The organism is Actinoallomurus acanthiterrae (assembly GCF_054775715.1).
The window spans coordinates 6,155,240-6,179,738 of the sequence record NZ_BAAHCO010000001.1; the positions used below are offsets into that span (position 1 = coordinate 6,155,240).

Consider the following 24,499-nt stretch of genomic DNA (forward strand, 5'->3'; position numbering starts at 1 on the left):
GGCCGGTACAGCCGGCTTCAGTCCGGCCGGCCGTCCGCTGCCGGCCGCCGGGCGGCGGCCGTGCGGAACAGCCAGTCCATGCGCGGCTCCACCGCCCACCGGAAGCCCCGGCGCACCGTGCCGCCGGACAGCACGACCGCCAGCAGCGCGCAGCCGGCGGTCACCAGCGCGACCTGCGCCCCGGAGATGCCGTAGTACCAGTCCTGGTAGGACAGGTACAGCGTGACGAAGCCGTGCAGCAGGTAGGCGTACATCGTGGCCGAGCCCAGCCGGGTGAACCACGTGCGCCGCGGGGGCACGACCGCCAGGAACGCGACGGTCAGGATCAGCGCCGCGGCCATCGCGACGACCCGGAATCCCAGGCCCGCCGACGCGCCGACGCCGAGCTGGCCGAAGCTGCGCCGCCAGTGCACCCACTCGGGGTCGACGTTGAGCGCGAGCAGGTAGGCCGTGAGGCCGCCGAGGAGGAGCACGGCCACGCCGGCGAGACGGACGGCCCGGCGGTGCAGGAACGCGAAATGGTGCGACCGCAGGGTCAGCCCGAGCACGAAGAACGGCAGGAAGGACAGGACCTGCGCCGCGTTGAGCATGCTCGGCAGGGTGACGAACCCGGCGAGCATCGAGACCACCACCGCCACCGCGACGGGGTACCGGATCTGCTGCCACAGCGGCGTGGACAGCCGCCACAGCAGCAGGGCGGGCAGGAACCACGTCAGGTAGTACGGCTCCAGGGGGTCCCAGCCGACGTGGTCGCCGGACAGCAGCCCGGCCCACAGCGGGTACGCGACGCTGAACAGCACGTAGGGCACCACGATCGCGGCGACGAGCTTGCGGGTGCGTCCGCGGGCGGCCGGGAAGCCGCGCGAGAAGTACCCGCACATGACGATGAAGGCGGGAAGGTGGAAGGCGTAGATGAACGTCTGCGCCGCCTCCAGCAGCCGCCCGCCGACGTTCGCCCCGCGGAGGGGCTCCCAGGCGTGGCCGATGACGACGAGCACGACGGCGAGGAACTTCGCGTTGTCGAAGTACGGGTCGCGGTCGGCGCGGGCAGGATCGTGGCGGGCGGACGGGTGGCCGGCAGGGTCGCTGCGGACAGGCTCGGTTCGGGTACGGGCGGCGTCGGTGCGGAGGCTCAAAACGAGTAACCCTGGTCGGGGACAACGGCTGACCGGATCAGTCAACCTGGTCTTTCTGAACGAAGCCTCAAGACCGCCTGAACTGCCCGCGACCGGCACGGCGGGTGCTCAGGACACGGCGGCTCCCGGACGGCAGTGGCGGCAGGGCCGGTAGCCGGCGCTCTCGGCCTGTGCCAGGGTACGGAAACCGTGCCAGTGCGGCGGGGTGATCCGCCGCGCGTCGCGGCAGCTGGGGAAGCACACGATCCGGGTCGTGTCGCTGCCGACGAAGTGGATGTTCTTCCCCGCCAGCGTGCCGATCTCGTCGAGGTTGACGTCCTCCATGCGCAGCAGCCGCTCCTTGGCGGGGGTGCCGAAGACGTACTGGCCGATCTGCCCGTCGGAACGGATCACCCGATGGCACGGGATCAGCAGCGGCACCGGGTTGTGACCGAGCGCCGTGCCGACGGCCCGGACGGCCTTGGGCCGGCCGATCCGCGCGGCGATCCAGGCGTACGGCCGCATCTCCCCTCGGGGAATGTCCGCGGCGGCGCGCAGCACGGCCTCCTCGAAAGGCCGCAGCCCGCGCAGATCGAGGCGGACACCGGTGGGACGTCCGGTCTCCAGCGCCCGTCGCAGGGCCGGCGGCGGGGTGCCGCCCGGCAGCAGCGGACGGGCGAACCGGCCGCGGAACGAGGCGACGAAATCCTCCTCGTCCTGCCCGGTGCGCAGATAGGCGACGCCCTGGTCGGTCATCGCGACGTACACGCCGCCGACCGCGGCGTCGACGCGCACCCAACGCGCCGCGACCCGGTCGAGCAGCCCCGCCGGCGCGTCGGCGGCCAGTGCGGACAGACCGGCGACCAGCGGGTCGCTTCGGTCGAGACCCTGCGGATCGATGGGCTCAAGAGCGCTCATCGTACCTCCCCGGGTAGAGCAGGCGGAGTCGCTTCAGACCCCGCGAGATGTGGGACTTGACCGTTCCTTCAGGGGCGCCGAGCACCGACGCGATCTCGGCGATCGGCAGGTCCGCGACGTGCCGCAGCACGACCGCGAGCCGTTGTTCCTCGGGGAGCTCGCCGAGCAGCGCGGCGAGCTCCCGGCCCGTCTCGGACCGCTCGGCGACCCGCTCGGTCGGCTCCCCCGGATCGACCGTCTCAGGCGCGTCGTCGAGCGGTGCCGGTGGCGGGTGCCGGGCGGCCGAGCGCACGGTGTTGCGCCAGAGATTCGCCAGGATGGTCATGAGCCAGGGACGCGGTTGCAGCGTCGCGATGCGCTGCGGCTCATAGCCGGCCAGGGCGCGGTAGGCGCGCAGGAACGCCTCCGCCGTGAGGTCCTCCGCGTCGGCCCACCGACCGCAGAGCCGCAGCGCGGCGGAGAACACGACATTGCGGTAGCCGTCGAACAGCTCGACGAATCCGGTGTCGAGGTCGTCCGCGAGTGCGGTGACGATCGGAAGGCGGATATCGGTTTCGGTCACGTTCGTAGAACACCGGCCGGGGTCATCGGGTTGCGGACATGACTCCCATCCTGCCGCCTTTACATTGTAGATCAGCACCCTGCCGGGACGCGCCACGCCGAGACCGCCCGCTCCGGCCATGCCGAGGAACCGCTGGGATCGGTTAGGCTGGTGGGGCCGGTGTGGCATGTGTCCCCGGGCCGCACCTACCGCCTTCGCGGAATACCGTCCGGCCTACGGTCGGAGCAGGAGCCGCGTTGTGCTTTTCGCCGAGAGGCGACCACCACACCGGCCCAGGCGTGCGCCGCCCCCGCGAAGAGACCTTCGCGGGGGCGGCGTTGTTCTGTCAGACCGGCACGGTGACCAAGGCCGCAGCCAGCAACGAGCCGATCACGAGCACGGCGACCACGACCGCCACGGCGGCCCGGATGCGCCGCCGCCTGCGCAGGCGGCCGAAGTTGGACAACCGGTCGGCCAGGCGAGGGTCTTCCTGGCCGAGTTGAGATGCGATCTCGGTGAGGATTCGCTCCTCCTCCATTGAGAGCGCCACGCCGCACCTCCAGGGGGTCACAGATTTCCAGGAATCATCCCCTGTTTGTTAAGCCTGGGAAACCTCAAAAGGCTAGCGAGCATCGCCTTTTACGGCCACATGTGGCAGCGTCGCGGCGGAATCCCAGGTCAGCCGCCCTCCATGGTCATGTGGGCGCCCCGGGTCGGGAGGCTCTCCCGGTGGCGTCCGTCCAGGGCCGTCACGTAGTACGTGTAGACGTGACCGGATTTCGCGGTGTGGTCGGTGATCTGGGTCGTCTGCCCAGGTACGACCGTGAGGAGCTCGCGCGGGTCCGGCGACGCACAGGACGGGCCCTTGGCCGGCGAGCGGTAGACGGCGTACGCCATGGCCCCGGAGCCCGTCCAGCTCAGCCGGCGGTCCTTGGCCTCCAGACCCGTGGGCCCCGACGGCGGCTCGCCGGCGGTGCGCGGGCTCGCCGGCGCGATCGCCGGGCGAGCGAAGTGATCGCGGACCAGCCGGGAGGCGAACCCCCGCCGATCCTGCCGCAGATCGGTCGCGCTGAAGATCGCCTCACCGGTGACCTGGGGGTGATTCGCGTCGAGCGCCAGATGCCGGGACATCTCCGCCGTGGCGTTCCACGGGCCGCCGTGCCCGACCTGGTAGCCGGCCTGTCCGATGATCAGCTGCACGCGCGTGCCCGCCACCTGCCGGGCCCACCAGGCGACGAGCGTCCGGTAGTCCGCGGGCGGGTACCCGATGGGCCAGTACAGCTGCGGAACGACGTAGTCGATCCAGCCGCTCTTGACCCACTTACGGGTGTCGGCGTAGATGTCGTCGTAGCTCTGCAGCGCGTGGGTCGCCGAGCCGTTCGAGTCCTCCGACTTGTTCCGCCACACCCCGAACGGGCTGATGCCGAACCTCACCCACGGCTTCGCCTGGTGGATCCCGGCCGACAGGCCCTGCACGAGCACGTCGACGTTGTGCCGGCGCCAGTCGGCGACGCTCTTGAAACCGGCGCCGTACTTCTTGAAGGTCGCCTTGTCGGGGAACTCCTCCCCCGGCAGCGGATACGGATAGAAGTAGTCGTCGAAGTGGACGCCGTCGATGTCGTACTTGCGCACCACGTCCAGCACGACCTTGCTCACCAGGTCCCGTACCTCGGGCAGCCCCGGGTCGTACCACAGGGCGTCGCCGTAGCGGTACACCCAGTCCGGGTGCTGCCGTGCCGGGTTGGTGGTCGCCAGCGCCTTACGGCTCGGCCCGGTGCTGACGCGGTAGGGGTTGAACCAGGCGTGGAACTCCAGCCCTCGCTTGTGCGCCTCGTCGACCAGGAACTTCAGCGGGTCGTAGCCCGGGTCACGGCCCTGCTTGCCGGTGAGATACCGGGACCACGGCTCGTACGGGGACGGGTAGAAGGCGTCGGCGGTCGGCCGGATCTGCACGTAGACGGTGTTGAGGTTCTGCCGCACGGCCATGTCGAGCAGAGCGCGGTACTGCGCCTGCTGCGTCGACGCCGGCAGTCCCGGCCGGGTGGGCCAGTCGCCGTTGCCGACCGTGACGATCCACATCGCCCGGGTCTGCCGCTCCGCGTCCGTTCGCGCCATCGACACCTGGCCGCATTCGGCCGCCCGCGACCGCAAGTGCCGGGACGGGTCGTCGTTTCCACCGCAACCGGCCGTGACGGCTAGGGCCGCGAGTGCCACGATGCTCCTCTTGGCGATGGAAGAACCCACGAGAGGGCATTCTGCCTGAGACTTCGGTGTGCTTTGGCGGGTATCCATTCTTCAGGGACGACAACAAGGCGGCGGCTATGAACGACACCCTCCGGCTCGGCCGGATCGGCGGCGTGCGCGTCGGCGTCAACTGGACCGTCCTGGTGGTCTTCGCGCTCATCACGTACGGCCTGGCCGGCGAGCAGCTGCCCCACACCTACAAGGGCCTGCATCCCATGATGTACGTCCTCGGCGGGCTGCTCACCGCCACGGCGTTCCTCGTGTCGCTGCTCGCCCACGAGCTGGCGCACGCGATCGTCGCGCAGCGCAACGGCCTGACCGTCACGGGGATCACGCTGTGGCTGCTGGGCGGCGTCGCGCGGTACGAGGGTGAGCCCCCCACTCCGGCGGCCGAGCTGCGCATCGCCGGCTCGGGTCCGCTCGTCAGCCTGCTGCTCGCGGTGGCGTTCGGCATCGTCTCCGCCGGCCTGCTGATCACCGGGGCCGACGGCCTGGTGAGCGGGTGCGTCACCTGGCTCGCGCTGATCAACGCGCTGCTCGCGGCGTTCAACGTGATCCCCGCCGCGCCGCTGGACGGCGGCCGGCTCGTCCACGCCCTGCTGTGGCGGAGGTCCGGGGACCGGGTGAAGGCGACGCTGCAGACGACCCAGGTCGGACGCGCCTTCGGCTGGGTGACCATGCTGACCGGCTTCTACCTCTCCATGTGGACCGCGGACGGCCTCTGGCTCACGCTCGTCGGCTGGTTCCTGATCACGGCGGCGGGGCTGGAGGCGGCGCAGGCCCGGGTCCGCGCGCGGCTCGACGGCATCCCGATCCGCCGGATCATGACCCCCGATCCGTTCACCGTGCCGAGCGCGATGCCGGTCGCCGAGTTCCTGCGCGAGATGCTGCCCCGGCACCGGCACGCCGCCTACCCGGTGGTCGACGAGGGCGTCGTCCGCGGCGTCGTCACCGCCGAACGGATCCGCCAGGAGCCGCCCGACACGCCCGTCGGCGCGCTCGTCGAGGACGCCGGGCGCACGACGGCCGAGACGCCGCTCACCGAACTGCTGCCCCGGCTCGCCCGCGAACGCCTCCTCGTCTTCGACGGCGACCGGCTCGTCGGCATCGTGACGCCCCACGACCTCACCCGCGAACTCGAACACCTGGCGCGCGAGGTTCCGGGCTTCCCGGCGCGCTGACATCCCGACCCCGCCTCGACCGGGCCACGATCACCCCGGTCAGGATCACCAGGCCGCCGGCGAGGGTGTTCCAGCCCAGCGGTTCGGACAGCAGCACCGCGCCCAGGAGCGTGGACCACAGCGGCGTCAAGTAGGTGACCGTCGCCGCGACCGTCGGCCCGGCCGCCCGGATCACGCCCAGGTTGAGGATGTACGCCAGCCCGGTGCCGACCGCTCCGAGCACCACCAGGGCCGTGGCCGCGCCCGCCCCGGGCCAGCGAGGCGGGCCGGCCCACAGCGGCGTGACCACGGCCAGCTCCGCGGTCGCGCACAGGATCTGCACCGCCGACAGCACCGCGGCGGACTCCGTACGGCCCGAGAAGAAGCGCCGGGTGTAGGTGAAGCCGGCGCCGTAGCACACGGTCGCGCCGAGGCAGGCGAGGCTGCCGACCAACGCGCCGCCGAGCCCGCGCCACGCCCCCAGGACCAGGAGCACGCCGCCGAACCCGGCCAGCAGCCCCAGCGACCGCCGGAGCGTCGGCCGCTCACCGGGGATCAGGACGACGGCGAAGAGCAGCGTGGTCAGCGGCGTCGTGGCGTTGAACACTCCGGCCACCACCGAGCTCACCCGGGTCTCCGCGTACGAGAACAGCGCGAACGGGACGGCGTTCAACAGCGCGGCCACCACCAGCGCGTGCGCCCACAGCCACCGGTCGCGCGGCGGTGCCTCCCGCCGGACGACGCAGACCACACCCAGCGCCGCCAGGCCGAACAGACACCGCCAGAACGCCACCCACATCGGCGGGACCCCGGCCTCGATCGCCACCTTGATCAGCGCGAAGCTCGCCCCCCAGATGACCGACAGCACCACGAAGCCGGGCACCCATCGCGCGGTCTCCCCAGGCCGCTCCGTCATGGTCTCCCACCTCACCGTTCGAATCCCGGACACCGGTCACCGGAATCCTCGGTGCACCAGGCAAGATGAGTCCAACAAGTGACCGCACCAGACCCATGAGAAGAACTCATGACCCTCAACATCAGCCAGCTGCGGGCGTTCGTCGCCGTGCTCGACCACGGCGGTTTCGGGGCCGCCGCCGATCGGCTCGGGGTGAGCCAGTCGGCGGTCTCGCACTCCGTCGCGTCGCTGGAACGCGCCCTCGGCAGCGCCGTCCTGACACGCCATGGCCGCCCGCTCCCCACCGCGTTCGGAGAGCGGATCCTCGGCCACGCCCGCGCCGCCCTCGCGGCCACCACCGCGATCGCCGACCTCGCCGCCCAGCAGGACGGCCTGCCCACCGGGACCGTACGGCTCGCGGCCCCCACGACCGTCTGCCAGGGCCTGCTGCCCGGCCTGATGGCCCGGTGGAAGGCCGACCTGCCCCGGGTCGAGGTGGCGCTGTTCGAAGGGGAGGACGACGAGGTCGCCGACTGGCTCGCCGGCGACACCGTCGACCTGGCCGTCCTCGTCGACCCGCCGCCCGGCCCCGGCGTCACCCTCGCCGACGACGCCTTCCACGCCCTGCTGCGCGACGACCACCCGCTCGCCGGAGAGAAGACCATCGGCGTCGCCGACCTGGAGGACGACCCCTTCCTGCTGTCCTGCGGCGGATGCGAAAGTCACATCCGCGAGCTGTACCGCCGGGCGGGCGTACCGTTCCGGCCGGCGCACCGGATCCGTGACGTGGGCACCCTGCTGGCCATGGTCAGCGCCGGGATCGGCGTCACGGTCGTGCCCGGCCTGACGGCCGCGATGCTCGTCCCCCGCCTCGTGATGGTGCCGGTGGATCCGCCGATCGCCCGGCGGCTGGTCCTCACGGGTCCGGCCGACCGGCCCTGGCACCCGGCCGCCGCCGCCCTCGTGAACGCGACCGCCGTCGTCGCCCCCTAGGGAAGATCCGCCAGACCGGGCGCGGACATGTGCAGCACGTCGTACCGCTCGGTGGCGTCCTCGTCGGCGGGCACGGCGTCCTGCCACAGGACGAACCTGACCAGTCGCCAGTCTCGCGGATCGAGGGCGAGGGCGGCGGTGTGCACCGTGTCGCGCCTCGCGAGGGCGCGGAGCTCGGCGACCTCGTGCTCGATGCGGGCGGCGAGGTCGAGGCCGGTCTCATCCGCGGCGGCGGCCGGCGGGACCGCGGTGAGGCGGCGTGAGGCGGCCTTCGGCGCCGTGCCACGGGCCGGACCGGCGACGGTGGCGATGCCGGTCCAGTGGTCGACGGCGGGGCGGCCGAAGAAACGGATGATGTTCTGGAACCGGCCGCTGCCGGTGACCAGGAAGTCGGCCATCGAGCTGGTGTCGTTCCACAGGTAGAAACAGGCGTACTCGTCGACCGGCGATCCGCCGGCCCGCTCCCGGAAGAGATAGGCCTTGAGACCCAGTCCGGCCCGGTCGTCGAGGCTGTGCATGGCGAGTCCGATCCGGTCGCGGAGACCGGGCATGTCGTAGCCGGCGGGCAGGGGGAACGCGTACTGCATCGCGTACATGAGCCGTCCTTCAGGTCGTCTGTCCGTACAGACTAGTAGGTACAGAACGGGTTCGCCATTCGGCCGCTCAGCGAGGCATCCGGCGCGGGCACCGGCTCGGGGCGGCGCGTACCCTTTGGCGGATGGCAGCCCGGTCCGATCGCCTCCCGGTCCGCGTCGTCCTGCGAGGTGGACCGGACGGCTGGCAGTACACGATCTTCGATCCGTCCGGCGCCGAAGAGCATGTGGATCTCGGAGCCATGGCGGCGAGCCGATGGCCGCCCGCCACCCGCCGCGGCCACGACCCGGAATGGTGGGACGCGGCGGACGCACAGGTCGCCGCGCACCTTCGCGAGTACCTCGACCTGCTCGTCACCGACCGCTGCTTCGACCTGTTCCAGATGGAGGCGTCCATCGAATGGCAGGGGGGCGGGAGCGGACCGTGGGAGGGCACGGTCACGCTGGCCCCACCGGATCCGGGCCGTTTCCCCGGACGCGTCCCGCCGTTCGCCGTACGCCTCCTGCCCGGCCGGGGCGCGGACGTCGACGGCACGGACCTGCCCTTCGGAACGCCCGCGACGCGTGCCTGGTCCGTGCTGACGCGAGTCGCCGACCGCCTGGGCGGCCGCCCGCACGCGTCGTTCATCTGTGGCTGGGCGGACCACCGGAGCGTACGGATCGGCCGCGGCCAGTTGTCGATCTGCACCCTTCGCGACGGCGACGGCGTGGAGCGGATCGGCCAGATATACGCCATGCGCCCGCCCGGGTGGGGCGGCTCCCCCACCCTGCGGGCCGATCTCGACGGCATCGACCTGCTCGGCGAGACCGCGGGCGACGTCCTGTGGTTGCTCGGCGAGCTCGGTCTGGAAACCGTCCGCCGCGCCGGCTTCGTCCGCGTTCCCGACGCCGGGCTGCTCCTCTACCGGGAGGACCCGGCCGACGACCGGTTCGCCTCCGTCGCCGTCGAACGCCCCATACGGACGACTTCGCCTGAGCGCGGGTGAGGGACGCCGTCGCCCCCCTCACCCGCTCCGTTCAGCCGTGATGCTCGGCGTGCTCAGTACCCGCCGGATCCCTACCCGCGCGGTCCCGGCGGCGGTGCCTGGGTCGTGCACGTCAGTGGAACCCCCACCGGGACCAGGCGCTCGACGGAGCCCGGCCGTCCGTGCGTGACGGCCAGCTGCGACGGGGTGAGATAGCCGATGAAGAGCTGTTTCCCGGCGGGCATCGCCGCGCGGTCGAAGACGAGGGTGACCCTGCCGTCGTTCCGCCGCTCCCCCGTCATGACGCGGCGGACGCCGGGCCCGCCACCGCTGGGATCGAGGCGTCCGTCGTCCTGCGGCCCCTTGCAGAAGACGCCCTCCTTGACGATCACCGGGAAGCCCGCCTGGCGCAGGGCCCGTTCGAGGCCTTGGTGGTCCTGGAAGTACCGTGCCTTGTCCCAGGTCACGCGGACGGTGCCGTGGCCGTCGCTGTCCAGGGTGAACGCGGCGGTACGGATGTGCACCGAGCCGGCGCCGGTGGTGAGCCTCGCCTGGGGCGGCGCGGTCGACGGGTGGCTGAGCGCCGGCACTCCGACCGCCAGACCGGCCACCACCGTGGTGCCCACCGCGGCACCGACGAGGCCGCGCCGACGGCGCCGTACGCGCCCCGCCGCCACGATCCGCTCGACCGGGGTGTGCATGCTGACCTGCTCGAACGAACCCTTCAGTGCGTCCAGCACCGCTGAGGTGTCCCTGTCCTGACTGCTCATGATCCGACCTCCCGGTCGTCGACGGTGATGAGATGGCCGCGAAGCGTCGTGACGGCCCGCGACAGGTGGGCGGTGACCGTTCCCGGGGCGATGCCGAGGATCTCGGCGGTGGCCCGGGTGTCGAGGTCGAGGAAGACCCGGAACGCGATCACCTCCCGCTGCCGTTGCGGCAGCCGGCGCAGCACGGCGAGCAGCGCGGGATCCAGGCCCGCCTCACCGGCCGAGACGTCGGCGACCTCGTGGTCGCGCTCCAGCGCGACCTCCCGCCGCCGGCGACGCCACCACGAGACCCGGGTGTTGAGCGCGGTACGCACGACCCAGGCGGTCGGCGCGGGATGCCGGCTGACGCGGTTCCACGACCCCCAGGCCCGCGTGAACGCCTCGGCGACCAGGTCCTCGGCCAGCTGCCGATCGCCCACGCCGGCCAGAACCGCCCGCAGGCAGACGTCCCGGCTGGTTCGATAGAACTCCTGGAACTCCAGCTGCTTCACACCTGCTACACGCTTCGAGCGCCCGATCCGCTTACCTTCAGATCGCGGTGATGACCAGTGCGGCGCGGTCGTCGTCGCTGTCATCGCAGCCCGCGGTGAATTCGCGGAGGCCGCCGGTGATGGCGTCCAGGACGCCCCGCGCGGTGAGCGCGCCGGACCCGCGGGCGGTGAGGGTCGCGACCAGGCCCTCCTCACCGAAAAAGGCGCCGTCGGCGGAGCGGGCCTCGGTGATCCCGTCCGTGACCATGATCAGGCTCTCACCGGGCCCGAGGCTGATCTCGTAGGGTTCGATGTCGAGGTCTGGGCCGATGCCCAGGAGCATGCCGGGGATGTCGAGGGTGTCGACGGTGCCGTCGGCGTGCTGGTGCAGCGGAGACAGATGACCGGCTCGGATGAGCTCCCCGCACAGCCGCCCGTCTGAAGTGTCCAGCTCTCCGTAGACCAAGGTGACGAAGCTCACGTCGTGCTGCGCGACGCGGTCCAACAGCGCGGCGTTGACCGCGTCCGCGACGGCGACCGGATCGCACCGCAGGCGGGCGACGGCGCGAACGGTGTAGCGGACCAGCCCGGTGATGGTGGCGGCCACCGCACCACGGCCGCAGACATCGCCGATCATGAACGCCCAGCGGTCGTCGCCCACGCGGAACAGGTCGTAGAAGTCACCGCCGATCTCCAGCCCCTCGCCGGCGGGCTCGTAGAAGGAAGCGACGGTCGCGCCGGGCGGCTCGGGCAGATCCGGCAGGAGAAGGCCCGCCTGCAGGTCACGGGCCAGCCCGACCCGCTGGGTGTACTGGTACGCGTTCGTGGCGCTCGCGGCCGCCCGGCGGGCCAGTTCCTGGGCCAGTGCCACGCTCCGGCCGTCAAGGGGCCGTTCGGCGGTGGCCAGCAGGGTGAGGGCGCCCCAGATGCGGCCGCGGTCGGCGAGCGGCACGCGCACGTGGCCGGTCACGCCGAGTCGTCGCCAGGGGCCGGGGTCGGCGGGAGGACGCAGGGTCACCTCGGTGGTCGCGCCGGCCGGCAGGCGGGCCACCACCTCTTCCTCCACGGGGCTCCAGGCGGAAAGAAGGTCTTCCTCGGCCTTCGTCCGCGCGGCGGTCGCGGCCCTGCGGATCCGCCCGGCGCACATCACGTCGACCACGCACATCGGTGCGAGTGCGGGCACCGCCAGCCGGGACAGGTGCTGCAGGGTCTCATCCACGTCCAGATCCCGGGCCAGCTCGGTGCTCGCCTCCAGGATGAAGGCGAGATCCTGGCGGGCGGCCCGTTCCATGGCCTCGGCCGCGACGCGCGCCTGCTGGACGCGGTGGCGCTCGATCGCCAGCGCCGCGGTGCGGGTGAAGGCCGCGCTCAGTGCGAGGTCGACGTCCTGTGGGACGCAGGGACGCCGGTGGTACATCGCGAAGGTGCCCAGGAGCCCGCCGTCGGTCCCGAGGATGGGGGTGGACCAGCACGCGGCCAGGCCGGCTGCCTCCGCCACCTCCCGGAAGTCCCGCCAGCGGGGATCGATGCGGATGTCGGTGACGATCACCGGTTCCCGGCGGTAGGCCGCGGTGCCGCACGAACCGACGCCTTCACCGACGCGGATGCCGTCGATGGCCTCGTTGTAGAAGTTCGGAAGGCTGGGGCCTGCGCCGTGGCGCAGATGCCGCCCGTCGGGATCGGCCAGCAGTACCGAGACGATCAGGTTCTGCGACTGCCCCTCGATGACGCGCGCCATCCCTTCGAGTATCCGCTCGAGCGGCTCGTCGCGGGCGATCTGTTCCAGCAGCGCGTGGTGCTCGGCGGCCAGCCTCTGGGCGTATTTGCCCTGGGTGGTCTCCACCCCGACCGCGGTGATGCCCACGATCTGCCCTGTGTCCCCTCGCCGGGGCTCGTAGACGAAGTCGAAGAACGCCTCACGGGGTCTGTCGCCATCGGCCAGCACGACGCGCGCGTCGGTGGCGGTGTAGGCCCGGCCCGTACGGTAGACGTCGTCCATCAGCGCGATGAAGCCCTGCTCCGCGAGCTCCGGCATCACCTCGGCGATCGGCACACCTGTCCGGGCGTGGTCGGACCCGACCGTCGCGAAGAACGCCGGATTGGCCGCCTCGAGCACGTGCTCCGGGCCGGAGAGCATGCAGAACAACGCGGTCGACCGGCCGAACACGGACGTCAGGTCCTGCCAGCGCCCTGGCCGATCGGCCAACGCCGGCCTCTTCACCGACTTCTGTGGCGCTGTCACCGCCTCAACTCCACTCTGACCTGGGCATATGACCCCACGAATTGCCGTCAAATACCACCATGCCACAGCAATAAACCTTTTCGGCATGACACGACCCGTCCGCCCGGCGGGCCTACCAGGGGCCGGACACCGTGTCCGCGGCGGCGCTCACCTGGCGGTCCCGCGTCCCGCCCCTGGGCGCGTCAGGCCCATCTTGCTGAGGGCGATATGGCCGGCGAAGGCCACCACGAGCGCGTTGAGGGCGGGGATCCCCACGTGGACGAAGTAGCCGGCGGCGCCAGCGCCGGCCCAGGAGATCAGGCTCGCCGGAACCCACTCGGGAGCGTCGGCGGGGAGACGTCCCCGCTGCCGGGACGCGTCCAGTTCCGCGCGCCAGGTGCGGACCACGTAGTACTCCGCGATCATGATGCCGGCCACCGGCGGGATCAGGATGCCGAGGAGGGTGAGGAAGCCGATGAAGTGATGCAGGAGCCCGGTCGCCGACAGAGCCGACCCCAAGGCGCCGATCAGGACCGTCAGCAGACGGCGGCTGACGCACCGGCGGACCAGGACGTCGATGACGTTGACCAGTCCGAGCGTGGAGGAGTACAGGTTCCAGTCGTTGATCTTCAAGACGGACGCGGTCAGGACGACGGTGCCCCAGAGGCCGCTCGTCGTCGTGATGATCGCGACGACGTCGACGGTGTGCAGTGCGTGGGCCAGCAGCACACCGATGAGTCCGATGAAGAACTCGCCCACGGTGATCCCGACCAGGGTCTGCCTGACGACGTCGCCCACGGTGCGGTTGTAGCGGGTCATGTCCGGCGTCATCACAGCTCCGACGATGAACCCGCCGGCGACGAGCGTGGCGCCGGCCGCGAGCGAGAGCGGCCTTCCGACCGGCTGGGACCAGACGAGGTCGTGCAGCGAGAACCTGGCCAACTGGTGTCCGACCGCCCAGACGGCCAGGGCGACGAACGCGGGCACCGTGACGTACGCCGTCCAGGCCATGCCGTTGAAGCCGAACATCACGATCGAGGTGACGCCCAGGCCCCCGATGAGCGACCAGGCCGCCACGGACGGACCGCCCAGCAGCGAATGCAGCCCTTCGGCGAACACCGCGTTCTGCACACCGAACCAGCCGATCAAGCTCACCGCGATCGTCAGGCCGACGATCGCGGAGCCCTTGGCGCCGAACCCCGCCCAGCGCGCGAGCACGGACGTCGACAGTCCCTCCAGCGTTCCCGCGATACCGACGAAGATCGAGACGATCTCCAGCAGCACCGAACCCAGCGCGATCGCGAGTACGGCTCGCCAGAAGGTCATCCCCAGCCCCAAGGTCACCCCGAGCAGGAATTGGGAGAGCGCGGAGAGCTGGCCGAACCGCTGGGTCGCCACCGACCACCAGGAGTAACGGGCCGAGTCCGGCACCCGGTGGAGGGAGTAGTCCTCGGCGGCCGCCGACTCCTCCAGATGCGCCGCGGGTTTCATCACCGTCCTTCCCACCGCAGGGCTGATCACTTCGGATCCGCCACGTGGCGCCCACCGCCTTATCGACGTTTCCGCAGTTCACGTACGGACTGGGCACTATCCGGCAAGCCTATGATTGCGACATGGGCCGGGCAGATTCGGGGGGCCGAGGCCATCGAAGCAACCTTCCCCAGCATCTGACGACCTTCATCGGTCGGCGGGACGAACTGGCGCACGTCAAGGGCCAGCTCGCGGCTAACCGTCTGCTGACACTGACCGGAGTGGGAGGGGTCGGCAAGACCCGCCTCGCCCTCCAGACCGCGGGAGACCTGAGCAGGCGCTTCCCTGACGGGGTCCTGCTGATCGCCCTGGACCGGCTCCAGAACCCCGACCTGCTCCTCCACACGATCACGGCCGCCCTCGGCCTGCGCGACGAGGCCGGCGAGTGGGATCTGCCCGCGCTCGTGACCCGTCTGGAGGACGAACGCCTCCTCCTCGTTCTGGACAACTGCGAGCACCTGCTCGACGCCTGCGCGTCGTTCGTCACCGCCGTGCTACGCCGGACGCAGAGTGTGCGGATACTCGCCACCAGCCGCGAGGCGCTGGGGGTCGCCGGGGAACGGATCGTCCCGCTGCCACCGTTGTCGCTGCCGGATCAGAACGGTCCGCCGGTCCCGCCGAAGTCCCTCGCCAAGTACGACAGCGTGCGGCTTCTCGTCGACCGGGCGGCGCTGGTGAGCGCGGGATTCACCATCGACGAGAACAACGGCGCGGTGCTGAGCGAGATCTGCCGACAGCTGGAGGGGATCCCCCTCTCCATCGAGCTCGCGGCGGTCCGGCTCCGTGCCATGTCGCCGGAGGAACTGCTGCGCAGGCTGGACCGCTTCCGGCTGCGCGCGGCCGGATGGCCTGGCATCCCTCCCCGCCAGCGGACCCTTCACGCCCTCATCGACTGGAGTTTCCAGCTGTGCACTCCCCTGGAGCAGCGCGTCTGGGCACGGTGCTCCATGTTCAGGGACGGGTTCGAACTGGAGGCCGCGGAGGCGGTCTGCTCGGACGGCGACCTGGAGCCGGACACGGTGCTCGAGGCGCTGAGCGGACTGATCGACAAGTCCGTGCTGTCCCGGGAGGAGAGCCGGGGCCGAAGCCGCTACCGGATGCTGGAGACGCTGCGCGAGTTCGGCCTCGGCCGCCTCGCCGAGTCCGGTGACACCGATGAGGTGCAGAGACGGCACTGGGATTGGTATCGGCGCCTGGCGGGGCAGGTGGCGGAAGGATCGTTCGGGGCCGACCAGCTGATCCTGCTCTCCCGGCTTCGCCAGGATCACGCCAACCTCCGCATCGCGCTGGAGTACGGCCTGACCGACCCCGATCGGGTCGAGACCGCGCAGCGGATGGCCGCGGGCCTGAGCTACTACTGGCAGGTGACGGGCCTCCACGGCGAGGGTCGTCGGTGGCTGGACCAGTCGCTCGCGTTCGACGCCCGCCCGACCCGTACGCGCGTGAGGGCCCTGTGGGCCGATGCCTGGCTCGCGCTCCTGCAGGGAGAGCTGAGCACCGCGCGCCTGCTGTTGAAGGAGGGTGGTGCGCTGGCCGAAAAGCTGCACGACGAGAGCGGCGGCGCCTGGGTGACCCAGCTCACCGCCTACGCCGACATGAACGACGGCCGGCTCGCCGAGTGCGGACCCCTGTACCGGCAGGCGCTCTCGGTCCACCGCGCCCTGCACGACGAGCCCGCCGTGGTGCTCACCCTGATCCGGATGGCGATCCTGGCCGTGCTCACCATGGACATCGAGGCGGGGATCGACCACTGCCGGGAGGGACTCGAATGGTGCGAACGCAACGGTGTGCGCACCCTCAGCTCCAACCTGCTCTGGGTGCTCGGCATCCTGCGCTGGCGATCCGGCGACACCGCCGGAGCCGTCGTGGCGGAAAGACACAGCATCCGGCTCGCCCTGCCGTTCGATGACCCCATGGCCCTGGCCCGTGCCCTGGAGGTCCTCGCCTGGGTCGCCGCCACGGACGGAGAGGCCGAGAAGGCCGCCACCCTCCTCGGCGCGCTGGACGGACTGTGGCGTTCGTTCGGCGGCGAGCCGTTCCTCTACCTGCGTGGCTTCCACGACGAGTGCGAGACGCGGACAGGCTCCGCCCTCGGCCCCGCCGCGTACCGCTCCTCCTTCGCGCGAGGGGCGGCCATGTCGTACGCCGACCTGCTCGGAGACGCGCTGGAAGAAGCGCCGCACCCACCGGAACCACAGGCTCGCCGCCTGTCACCCCTCACGCACCGCGAAACCCAGATCGCCGAACTCATCTCCCAGGGCATGAGCAACAAGGACATCGCCGCCAAGCTGATGATCGCTCCACGCACCGTCGAGGGTCATGTCGAGCACATCCTCACCAAGCTCGACTTCACCTCCCGGGTCCAGATCGCGGCCTGGACCGTGGCGGAGGGGAGGTGAGCCGCCATGCCGGGTTCGGACTCGATGTCCTCGGCGGGAAACCTCCCCGTGGAACTGACCAGCTTCGTCGGCCGCAAGCATGAGATCGGCGAGATCAAGCGGCTGCTCCGGCGCAACCGGCTGGTGACCGTCATCGGCGGGCCGGGCGTCGGCAAGACACGACTCGCTCAGCGGGCGGCGGGGCAGCTGACGCGCAGGTTCGCCGACGGCGTGCGGCTGGTGGAGCTCGCCGCACTCGCGGACGGGCGCTTCCTGGCCCGGGCGATCGGGGACGCGGTCGGGATGCCCGGCGAGTCGGGGTCCGCCGCGCCGGAGGCCCTGGCATGGTTCCTGGCGGACAAGGATCTGCTGCTGATCCTGGACAACTGCGAGCATGTGATCGACCTCTGCGCGTGCCTGGCGGCCGATCTGCTGCGGGCCGCGCCCCGCGTACGGATCCTGGCGACCAGCCGGCAGGCGCTGCGCGTGACCGGGGAATGGCTGGTGGAGCTGGCGCCGCTGCCGGTGCCGCAGGAAGAGCAGCCGCCGGCGCGCAACGACGCGGTGCGGTTGTTCGCCGAACGCGCGGCGATCGCGCTCCCCGGCTTCGCCGTCACCAACGACAACCGGGCGAAGGTGGCCGCGATCTGCCGGCGCCTGGACGGCATCCCCCTGGCGATCGAGCTGGCCGCGGTACGGGTACGGGCGATGCCCGTCGAGGCGATCCTGACCCGCCTGGACAAGTACTCTCTGGAAGTCCTGGGCGCGGGCGCGCAGGTGGGCATGCCACGACTGCAGACCCTGCGCACGGCGATCGACTGGAGTTTCGACCTGTGTTCCGCTCCTGAGCAACAATTGTGGGCGCGGGCGTCGGTCTTCAGCGGCGGCTTCGACCTCGACGACGCCGAGCAGGTCTGTTCCGACGCCGGAATCGACGACATCGATGTGCTCTCCCTCGTGGACGGGCTGCTGGACAAGTCCGTGCTGACCCGTACCGTGTCCGAGGACGTCTCCCGCTACCGGATGCTGGAGGCGATCCGCGAGTACGGCGCCCACCGCCTGACTCGGTCCGGCGAGGCCACGGCGGTGCGGACGCGTCACCGAGACCACTTCGCCGAAATGGCCCGGCAAGCGGAACGCCAGTTCCTGAGCCCGGGAGAGGTCGAGGGGTTCGACCTGCTGGAGCGCGACTACGCCAACGTGCGAGCCGCGCTGGAGTTCTGCCTCAGCGAACCCGGCCAGGCCGACTCCGGGCTACGGATCGCCGACTCCCTGCGGCACTACTGGACCATGTCGGTCCGCCACCGCGAGGGACGGTACTGGCTCGATCGGGCGCTGACCCTGAACCCGGACCCGAGCCCCGCCCGCGCCAAGGCCCTCTGGATCGACGGATGGACCGCCCTTCTCCTGGCCGAATGGGACGCGGGACTGTCGCGGATCGACCAGTGCCTCACGCTCGCCGAACACCTGGACGACGAGCCGGCCCGAGCCCACGCCGTCATGCTCCGCGGCGTCCACGCGTTCTTCTGCGACGACCTGCACCGCGCCGTCGCCTTCTTCGAGGACGCGCTCGCCCGGCTGCGTGTCCTCGACGACCGCGCGGACGTCTGGATGACCCTCCGTTACCTGACCTACGCCACCGCGCTTCTCGGCGACACGGACCGCTCCCGTGTCTTCGGCGAGCAATGCCTGGAGGTCGCGGAAACGGCCGGCGCTCCGTTGACCCGCGCACGTTCGCTGGGGCTGTACGGGATCGCGCAGTGGCTGACCGGCGACCGCGAGCGGGCGATCGAACTGGTCCGGGAAAGGCTGCGGGTCTCCCCCTACATCGACGGGTGGGGCATCGCCCACTGCCTGGAGGTCCTCGCCTGGGACGCCGCCGAATGCGACCCGGAACGCGCCGCCCGACTGCTCGGCTGCGCCCACGCGATCTGGCGTTTCACCGCCGCTCCCCTGACCCAGCGGCATCTGGCCGCCGGCCACCGGCTCTGTGAACGGCGCGCCCGGACCGCCCTGGGAGACGAGACCTTCGGCAAGGCCTTCGAGGAGGGCACCAGACTTCCCATCGACCAGGCCGTCACCTACGCGCTAACCGACGTGAGCGGGGCGACGCCCGGGCCGGAGTGACACCGGGCGTACCGTGGCCGCCCGGGCGCCGCCCCGCCGATACGCGATCATCGAACGCATGTTCTAAAGTGGGGGCATGCGTTGGGATGCGTTGTCGCTGGACGGCGAGGAGCCGGGCCTGTTCGGAAGCCCCGTGACGATCGACACGCCCGAGTTCCGCGGGATCACCTTCCACGAGATCAGAGCCAAGTCGATCATCAACAAGGTCCCCGGCGCCTCCCGCGTGCCATTCCAGTGGACCATCAACCCCTACCGGGGCTGCAGCCACGCATGTGTGTACTGCCTGTCCGGCGAAACCCCGATCCTCATGGCGGACGGACGCACGAAGCCACTCCGCGACATCCGCCCCGGCGACGAGGTGTACGGCACCGAGGTGGTCGGAAGTTACCGCCGCTATGTCGTCACCGAGGTCCTCGCACACTGGAGCACCCTCAAGCCCGCATACCGCATCCGCCTCGAGGACGGGACGGAGTTGATCGCGAGCGGCGATCACAGATTCCTGAGCGATCGCGGCTGGAAGTACGTCACAGGCACCGAGCACGGAGCCGGCCGACGTCCACACCTGACGCGCGACAACAAGTTGATGGGTGTGGGATCGTTCGCCGAGCCGCCCAAGAAGAACGCGGATTACCGGGCCGGTTACCTGTGCGGGATGATCCGAGGCGACGGTCAACTCGGCTCATACTCCTATCTCAGTGGCGATGTTCACCGCTTTCGGCTGGCGCCGGTGGACCGGGAGGCCTTGGACCGCTCACGTCTCTACCTTGACGGCCTCGATGTTCCGACGATCGAGTTCACGTTCCAGAATGCCGAGTTCGGACGTCGGCAGATTTCTGCCATCCGCAACCAGAGCAAGGCGGGTAACGCGGCCATCAGGCGGATCATCACATGGCCTACGGAGGCAACGACGGAGTGGCATAAAGGTTTTCTTGCCGGAATTTTCGATGCAGAGGGAAGCTGCTCGAACGGTGTTCTCCGAATATCGAATACCGACCCGGAGATCATCAGGCACATCGGGGAAGGCCTCGAGCATCTAGGGTTCGAATACAGGGTTGAGCAGCCGAAGAATGCCGTGGGCCTGCCGATCACTGTGATCCGGCTCCTGGGCGGCATCGCCGAGCGGCTCCGCTTCTTCCATACGGTGGATCCGGCGATCACGCGGAAGCAGAACATCGAAGGTCTCGCGATCAAGACGGCCGCCCGGCTTGGTGTGACTTCTATCGAGGCGACGGGCTTGGACCTGCCGATGTACGACATCACCACCGGGACCGGAGACTTCATCGCCAATGGCGTCGTTTCACACAACTGCTTCGCCCGCCGCACGCATGAATACCTGGACTTCGACTCGGGCCGGGATTTCGACTCGCAGATCGTCGTGAAGGTGAACGCTCCTGAGTTGGTGCGCCGGGAGCTCGCCGCGCCGAAGTGGGCGGGTGAGCACATCGCGATGGGCACCAACGTCGACTGCTACCAGCGGGCAGAGGGCCGCTACCAGCTGATGCCCGGCATCATCGAGGCGCTACGGGACGCCGCGAACCCGTTCTCGATCCTGACCAAGGGCTCGCTGATCCTGCGCGACCTGCCGCTGCTGGAAGAGGCCGCAGACCGCACCGAGGTCGGCGCGGCGGTTTCCGTCGGCTTCGTCGACAAGGACCTGTGGCGACTGCTCGAGCCGGGCACGCCCAGCCCGCTCAAGCGCCTCGAGGTCTGCGCCACACTCAACGAACACGGCATCGAATGCGGCGTCCTGATGGGCCCGATCATCCCCTACCTCACCGACAGCCCACGCCAACTGGAAGCCTCCGTACGCCGAATCGCCGAGACCGGCGCGACCTCCGTGTCGGCCATCGTCTTGCACCTACGCCCCGGCGCCCGCGAATGGTTCACGGCCTGGCTACACGAACACCACCCCGAACTCATCGCCCCCTACGCTCGCCTGTACGGCCGCGGCGCCTACACGCCAAAGGACTACCAGCACCGCATCGCCCAACGCGTCAAAGACCTCGCCGACAAGTACGGCATCGGCGGACGCCGCAACGTACGCCGCATGCCTGCCCCGGCCCTCTCCCCCATCCGGCCTCCCGAGCCCGAACAGCTCACCCTGCTCTGAACGACCCGACTGACGATGGCAGAACGCCACGCCGAGTATCTGCGCCGCATTACGGGCACCCCCACGGTCCGGCGCCCTCGGTCGTGAGGGCGCCGCTTTGCTGTGGTGCGGCGGGGTGGAGCGCGAGCGGGGCGGCGACGCGGACCAAGTGGCCCTGGCCGCGGTTCGGGAGTAGGACGCCAAGCCGCCCAAGCTCAGCTCGGCCGTCGCGCCGGGGTGCAGGACCAGCGGCCGTCGTGCCAGCCGCAGGTCTGCTCGTAGCCGGAGCGGAACGACCCGAGCCAGGGGATGTCGTCCTCGTAGCGCGTGGGCGGCGGCGTCGGTGCGAAGTTCGCCGCGTCGTCGATGCTGCCGCTCCCGTCGTAGCGTGCGACGGTCGGATAGGGGTAGACCGGCCGGGTCCGTACGACGGTGTCGTCCTGGCGCTTCGTGGCGACGAGCCGGTCGGGTGCGACGCCGTTCTCGACCCAGGCGAGGGTGGGGGTGAGCGCGTCGATCGCGTCCGGTCCCTGACCGTCACCGCAGTGGGCGACGCCCGGCAGCATGAACAGGCGGGCGAACCGCTGCGTGGCGTCCGTCCCGCCCATGCGCTCGGTGAGGGCGTGGTAGTAGGCGATCGTTCCGTACGGCGAGATTGCCTGGTCTGCCCAGCCGTGCCAGAGGAGGAGCTTCCCGCCCGCGGCGTGGAAGGCCGTCAGGTCGGGGTCACTCGCGTCGTAGACGCCAGCCCGCTGGTAGATCTCGCGGAACGTCGCCGAGTCGTAGTGCAGGTCGTGCAGTGTCGCCGACGGCCGGGCGGACGGGTAGGCGAGGTACTTCAGCGCGTTCGTCGCGTTGCCCTCGGCCACGGCCGGGTCGCCGGTGGCGGTCGGGGTGACCCAGCGGGCCCAGTTCGCCTCCGAGCCCACGGGCTCACCCCCCGGGTACATCCGGCGGCCCCGCTCGTCGCGTGGCCCGTCGTACAGCTTGCGTACGGCACCGATCTGCGCGTCGGTGAGGCAGCCCGCGCTGTCGGTTCCCGTCGCGCAGCGCAGGCTCCGCGGATCGAACGCGCAGGCACGCGGGTCGTCGATCTGGCCGTCGGCCAGGCCGTCCCGTGCGTCGCACTCGCGCATGACGGCGGCGTGCAGCGCGGGAAGCTTGGCGGCGGTCAGGATGGGCCGGCCCGCGCGTCGGTGTTGGCCGTGGCGTGCCAGCCCGCGGACCACACGATGAGCGACGTGAGCAACGACGCCGGGGCGCCGGCGACGATGCCGTCGAAGTCACGCGGGTACCGCTGCGCCTCGGTCAACCCCTCGTGGCCGCCCTGCGAGCAACCGTCGAAGTAGGAGTAGCGCGGGCCTTGTCCGTAGTAGAGCGCGATGAGCCGCTTGGCGACGAGCGCGACGACGTGGTCGGACCGGTAGCCGAAGTCGACCCGGAGCTGCGGATCGGCACCGAACGTGCCGTCGAAGCCGGAGACGCCGACGTGCCCCTCGTTGTCGGTGGCTATGACGAAGTCGCCGCGGGTCAGCGGCACGCACCCGTCCGTCGCGTCGGCGTAGATGTCGACGCTCCCGCAGAACGCCCCGCACCCGGTCTGCAGATACCGCTGCCGCCACGTCTTGGTGGGGAGGAGCACGTCGAACTGGATCTGCGGCGCCGCGGTTCCCTTGACTTCGCAGGCCGCCCAGCCGTCCGGCGAGGTCGTCGCGGTCGCGGACCCGATGACCGCCGGAGCGCCGGGCGTCCCCGACAGGTCCTGCCCGGCGAGGGCCGCGCAGCCGGTTTTCGGCAGCACCACGGGAGGGCCGGAGGACGAACCGCGCACCTCGGCGGGCACCCCGGCCACGGCCGTACGGGGCGCGGCCTGGCCACCACCGGCCATCACGAGGACGGCAAGGACGGCGAGGACGACCGGTAGCGCCCGGACTCCGGCGGTGCGGCCTGCGCGTCCCGGCGTCCGGCCCCGTACACGAGCACGCATGCGTGTCCTCCCCGTTTCGCGGCGTACGCGTGATCGCGAGATCTCGGCGACGCCTGCGACCTCACGACACGAGCACCCGGAAGCTAAATGTGCCGCGAGCACGTGTCAATAACCGAACCTGACGTCCGGAAATCGCGCCTGATCCCGGCGAAAACCACCACGCCCTCTGACCGGCGCGATCGGCCGCTTTCGCGGAAGAGCAGGGCGACGGGGGGGTGGCCGCGCCGTTCAGTGGCGGGTGGACAGGTCGAAGGCGGACAGGTCGATCGATTCGCCGAGCCGTCTGTCGCCGGTCGCGTTGGGGTGGTAGCAGTCGTGGCGCCAGGGCTCGTAGATCACGGTGGGGTCGTTCGGATCGCGCAGCACGGCGTCGAAGTCGAGGACGGCGTCGAACGTTCCGGAGGTCCGGATCCACTGGTTGACCGCGAGCCGGGCCGTTTCCCGGGCGCTGCCGGCGGCGTTGCACATCGGCAGGATGGTGGCACCGACGATCTTGTGCCCGGACGCGTGCACCCGGGCCGCGATGCCGCGCATCGCGGAGATGACCTGCTGGGCGGGGGCGGGCGGTGCGTAGTCTCCGCCGCCGATGTCGTTGGTGCCCTCGAGCAGCAGGACGTAGCGGACGCCGGGCAGGGACAGCACGTCACGGTTCAGGCGTTCGGGAGCGGGCGGGCCGCAGCACTGGTTCGTCGGGTCGTAGGGGTTGGGCTGGACGCTGACGGTGTTGCCGCTGATGCCGGCGTTCGCGATGGAGAGCCGGCGTCCTGGCGGCAGGGCGTTGATGCGCTCGGCGAGCACGTCCGTCCACCGCGGGCCGCCGCCGTCCGCGTGGTAGCCGTCGGTGATGGAGTCGCCGAGCGTGACGATGGTGCCCCGCGCCGGGGACGCGGCGCTCACCGCGTCGACCCACCACAGCGTTCCGGGATTGAACGCGCCGAAGGCGGACCCGGTCGCGTCCGATCCGCTGTCGCCGGCGGCCGTCGACAGGAACGAGCCGGGAGTGTCGGACTGCGGCGGTGGGAAGGTGTGGTCGTCGATGGGGGCGCCGGGTGCGTACACGCTCACTGAGACGTGGTCGCCGGGCCGGACGCGGATGGGGAGCGGGTCCGTCCAGACACTGGCGCCCGGGGCGATGCCGACGCTCGGCGAGCCGTGGATCGTGGCGCGGTGGTTCGAGCCCGGCGTGAGCGCCGGTGAGCTCGGAGACGGCTGGAGCCCGACCCACACCGACCGGACGGCGACGGCGCCGCTCCCGAACGGGTTACTCAGCCGCACCCGCAGCCGCGCACCGGGCGCGGTGACGGTCAGGACGTTGCGTACGGTCGCGTCGGGCGAGGTGCCGTGCACGCCCTCCAGCGCGGACTCGGTCACGGTGATCGGTGAGGATGGGCGGGGACGCGGATCGGCGTTCGCCGCAGTGCCGCCGGCCAGGGCCAGGGCGCATGTCGCAGCGAAGGCGGCGGCCAGTCGATGCATCGTCACGGTGCTCTCCATCCGCGAGGG

Annotated in this window: 20 protein-coding genes; 6 read left to right on the top strand and 14 right to left on the bottom strand. The window is 70.9% G+C overall.

All coding sequences use genetic code 11. The features are described from left to right. Positions 1-17 precede the first annotated feature (17 nt). The 5 genes from ACYVF7_RS29240 to ACYVF7_RS29260 form a co-directional block, all read right to left on the bottom strand. Complete coding sequence (locus ACYVF7_RS29240; protein WP_460347077.1) at positions 18-1,136, bottom strand: acyltransferase family protein; 1,119 nt, start codon at positions 1,134-1,136, stop codon at positions 18-20. 108 nt (positions 1,137-1,244) lie between these two features. Then, positions 1,245-2,033 (bottom strand): methylated-DNA--[protein]-cysteine S-methyltransferase, encoded by a 789-nt coding sequence (locus ACYVF7_RS29245; RefSeq protein WP_460347079.1) that lies wholly within the window; start codon positions 2,031-2,033, stop codon positions 1,245-1,247. Then, entirely contained in the window at positions 2,020-2,595 is a 576-nt protein-coding gene (locus ACYVF7_RS29250) for an RNA polymerase sigma factor (protein WP_460347081.1), read from the bottom strand. Before ACYVF7_RS29250 ends, ACYVF7_RS29245 begins: the two co-directional genes overlap by 14 nt. 325 nt (positions 2,596-2,920) lie before the next feature. Further along, positions 2,921-3,124, bottom strand: a complete 204-nt coding sequence (locus ACYVF7_RS29255; RefSeq protein WP_460347083.1) for a DUF3040 domain-containing protein — start codon at positions 3,122-3,124, stop codon at positions 2,921-2,923. Between the two features lie 128 nt (positions 3,125-3,252). Beyond that, entirely contained in the window at positions 3,253-4,818 is a 1,566-nt protein-coding gene (locus tag ACYVF7_RS29260) for a glycoside hydrolase family 10 protein (protein WP_460347085.1), read from the bottom strand. A 77-nt stretch (positions 4,819-4,895) separates the two neighbouring features. Between ACYVF7_RS29260 and ACYVF7_RS29265 the strand changes: the two genes are divergently transcribed. Continuing rightward, the gene (locus ACYVF7_RS29265) at positions 4,896-5,999 is read left to right on the top strand and encodes a site-2 protease family protein (RefSeq protein ID WP_460347087.1); all 1,104 of its coding nucleotides are present in this window, start codon (positions 4,896-4,898) and stop codon (positions 5,997-5,999) included. On the opposite strand, the gene ACYVF7_RS29270 is transcribed toward ACYVF7_RS29265, so the two are convergent. Then, positions 5,944-6,894, bottom strand: coding sequence for a DMT family transporter (locus ACYVF7_RS29270; protein WP_460347089.1), 951 nt, complete (start codon positions 6,892-6,894; stop codon positions 5,944-5,946). The genes ACYVF7_RS29265 and ACYVF7_RS29270 overlap by 56 nt on opposite strands. 108 nt (positions 6,895-7,002) lie before the next feature. Between ACYVF7_RS29270 and ACYVF7_RS29275 the strand changes: the two genes are divergently transcribed. Next, positions 7,003-7,866 (top strand): LysR family transcriptional regulator, encoded by an 864-nt coding sequence (locus ACYVF7_RS29275; protein ID WP_460347091.1) that lies wholly within the window; start codon positions 7,003-7,005, stop codon positions 7,864-7,866. On the opposite strand, the gene ACYVF7_RS29280 is transcribed toward ACYVF7_RS29275, so the two are convergent. Then, a complete protein-coding gene (locus tag ACYVF7_RS29280) occupies positions 7,863-8,462 on the bottom strand; it encodes a DUF4865 family protein (protein ID WP_460347093.1) in 600 nt (199 codons plus the stop codon). The genes ACYVF7_RS29275 and ACYVF7_RS29280 overlap by 4 nt on opposite strands. A gap of 122 nt (positions 8,463-8,584) precedes the next feature. Between ACYVF7_RS29280 and ACYVF7_RS29285 the strand changes: the two genes are divergently transcribed. Beyond that, on the top strand, positions 8,585-9,445 hold the full coding sequence (locus tag ACYVF7_RS29285; RefSeq protein WP_460347095.1) for a hypothetical protein: 861 nt from the start codon (positions 8,585-8,587) through the stop codon (positions 9,443-9,445). Positions 9,446-9,516: 71 nt separating this feature from the next. Here ACYVF7_RS29285 and ACYVF7_RS29290 read toward each other — a convergent pair whose 3' ends face one another. The 4 genes from ACYVF7_RS29290 to ACYVF7_RS29305 form a co-directional block, all read right to left on the bottom strand. Beyond that, positions 9,517-10,194: a hypothetical protein gene (locus tag ACYVF7_RS29290; RefSeq protein WP_460347097.1), complete on the bottom strand. Its 678-nt coding sequence runs from the start codon at positions 10,192-10,194 to the stop codon at positions 9,517-9,519. Further along, entirely contained in the window at positions 10,191-10,685 is a 495-nt protein-coding gene (locus ACYVF7_RS29295; RefSeq protein WP_460347099.1) for a sigma-70 family RNA polymerase sigma factor, read from the bottom strand. The genes ACYVF7_RS29290 and ACYVF7_RS29295 overlap by 4 nt, the downstream gene beginning before the upstream one ends. 37 nt (positions 10,686-10,722) lie before the next feature. Further along, the gene (locus ACYVF7_RS29300; protein WP_460347101.1) at positions 10,723-12,870 is read right to left on the bottom strand and encodes a SpoIIE family protein phosphatase; all 2,148 of its coding nucleotides are present in this window, start codon (positions 12,868-12,870) and stop codon (positions 10,723-10,725) included. A 183-nt stretch (positions 12,871-13,053) separates the two neighbouring features. Beyond that, positions 13,054-14,376: a purine-cytosine permease family protein gene (locus ACYVF7_RS29305; RefSeq protein ID WP_460347103.1), complete on the bottom strand. Its 1,323-nt coding sequence runs from the start codon at positions 14,374-14,376 to the stop codon at positions 13,054-13,056. A 122-nt stretch (positions 14,377-14,498) separates the two neighbouring features. On the opposite strand from ACYVF7_RS29305, the gene ACYVF7_RS29310 reads away from it, so the two are divergent. The 3 genes from ACYVF7_RS29310 (at position 14,499) to ACYVF7_RS29320 (ending at position 21,030) form a co-directional block, all read left to right on the top strand. Beyond that, positions 14,499-16,814 (top strand): ATP-binding protein, encoded by a 2,316-nt coding sequence (locus ACYVF7_RS29310; protein ID WP_460347105.1) that lies wholly within the window; start codon positions 14,499-14,501, stop codon positions 16,812-16,814. A gap of 6 nt (positions 16,815-16,820) precedes the next feature. Next, the gene (locus tag ACYVF7_RS29315) at positions 16,821-18,920 is read left to right on the top strand and encodes an ATP-binding protein (RefSeq protein ID WP_460347107.1); all 2,100 of its coding nucleotides are present in this window, start codon (positions 16,821-16,823) and stop codon (positions 18,918-18,920) included. A gap of 76 nt (positions 18,921-18,996) precedes the next feature. Next, positions 18,997-21,030 carry an intein-containing Rv2578c family radical SAM protein gene (locus ACYVF7_RS29320; protein ID WP_460347109.1) on the top strand — a complete coding sequence of 678 codons (2,034 nt, stop codon included), beginning with the start codon at positions 18,997-18,999 and terminating at the stop codon, positions 21,028-21,030. A gap of 194 nt (positions 21,031-21,224) precedes the next feature. On the opposite strand, the gene ACYVF7_RS29325 is transcribed toward ACYVF7_RS29320, so the two are convergent. From ACYVF7_RS29325 to ACYVF7_RS29335, 3 genes are all read right to left on the bottom strand, one after another. Next, positions 21,225-22,238 carry a tannase/feruloyl esterase family alpha/beta hydrolase gene (locus tag ACYVF7_RS29325; protein WP_460347111.1) on the bottom strand — a complete coding sequence of 338 codons (1,014 nt, stop codon included), beginning with the start codon at positions 22,236-22,238 and terminating at the stop codon, positions 21,225-21,227. After that, positions 22,181-22,996, bottom strand: a complete 816-nt coding sequence (locus tag ACYVF7_RS29330) for a tannase/feruloyl esterase family alpha/beta hydrolase (RefSeq protein WP_460347113.1) — start codon at positions 22,994-22,996, stop codon at positions 22,181-22,183. Before ACYVF7_RS29330 ends, ACYVF7_RS29325 begins: the two co-directional genes overlap by 58 nt. Before the next feature lie 228 nt (positions 22,997-23,224). Continuing rightward, positions 23,225-24,472 carry a GDSL-type esterase/lipase family protein gene (locus ACYVF7_RS29335; RefSeq protein ID WP_460358171.1) on the bottom strand — a complete coding sequence of 416 codons (1,248 nt, stop codon included), beginning with the start codon at positions 24,470-24,472 and terminating at the stop codon, positions 23,225-23,227. Between the last annotated feature and the right edge of the window lie 27 nt (positions 24,473-24,499).

Bases quoted from the DNA above. Each gene is read 5' to 3' on its own strand.
- ACYVF7_RS29330 (WP_460347113.1), bottom strand. From the start codon at position 22,996: ATGCGTGCTCGTGTACGGGGCCGGACGCCGGGACGCGCAGGCCGCACC.
- ACYVF7_RS29285 (WP_460347095.1), top strand. From the start codon at position 8,585: ATGGCAGCCCGGTCCGATCGCCTCCCGGTCCGCGTCGTCCTGCGAGGT.
- ACYVF7_RS29245 (WP_460347079.1), bottom strand. From the start codon at position 2,033: ATGAGCGCTCTTGAGCCCATCGATCCGCAGGGTCTCGACCGAAGCGAC.
- ACYVF7_RS29280 (WP_460347093.1), bottom strand. From the start codon at position 8,462: ATGTACGCGATGCAGTACGCGTTCCCCCTGCCCGCCGGCTACGACATG.
- ACYVF7_RS29270 (WP_460347089.1), bottom strand. From the start codon at position 6,894: ATGACGGAGCGGCCTGGGGAGACCGCGCGATGGGTGCCCGGCTTCGTG.
- ACYVF7_RS29275 (WP_460347091.1), top strand. From the start codon at position 7,003: ATGACCCTCAACATCAGCCAGCTGCGGGCGTTCGTCGCCGTGCTCGAC.
- ACYVF7_RS29315 (WP_460347107.1), top strand. From the start codon at position 16,821: ATGCCGGGTTCGGACTCGATGTCCTCGGCGGGAAACCTCCCCGTGGAA.
- ACYVF7_RS29305 (WP_460347103.1), bottom strand. From the start codon at position 14,376: ATGAAACCCGCGGCGCATCTGGAGGAGTCGGCGGCCGCCGAGGACTAC.
- ACYVF7_RS29265 (WP_460347087.1), top strand. From the start codon at position 4,896: ATGAACGACACCCTCCGGCTCGGCCGGATCGGCGGCGTGCGCGTCGGC.
- ACYVF7_RS29290 (WP_460347097.1), bottom strand. From the start codon at position 10,194: ATGAGCAGTCAGGACAGGGACACCTCAGCGGTGCTGGACGCACTGAAG.
- ACYVF7_RS29335 (WP_460358171.1), bottom strand. From the start codon at position 24,472: ATGCATCGACTGGCCGCCGCCTTCGCTGCGACATGCGCCCTGGCCCTG.
- ACYVF7_RS29310 (WP_460347105.1), top strand. From the start codon at position 14,499: ATGGGCCGGGCAGATTCGGGGGGCCGAGGCCATCGAAGCAACCTTCCC.
- ACYVF7_RS29320 (WP_460347109.1), top strand. From the start codon at position 18,997: ATGCGTTGGGATGCGTTGTCGCTGGACGGCGAGGAGCCGGGCCTGTTC.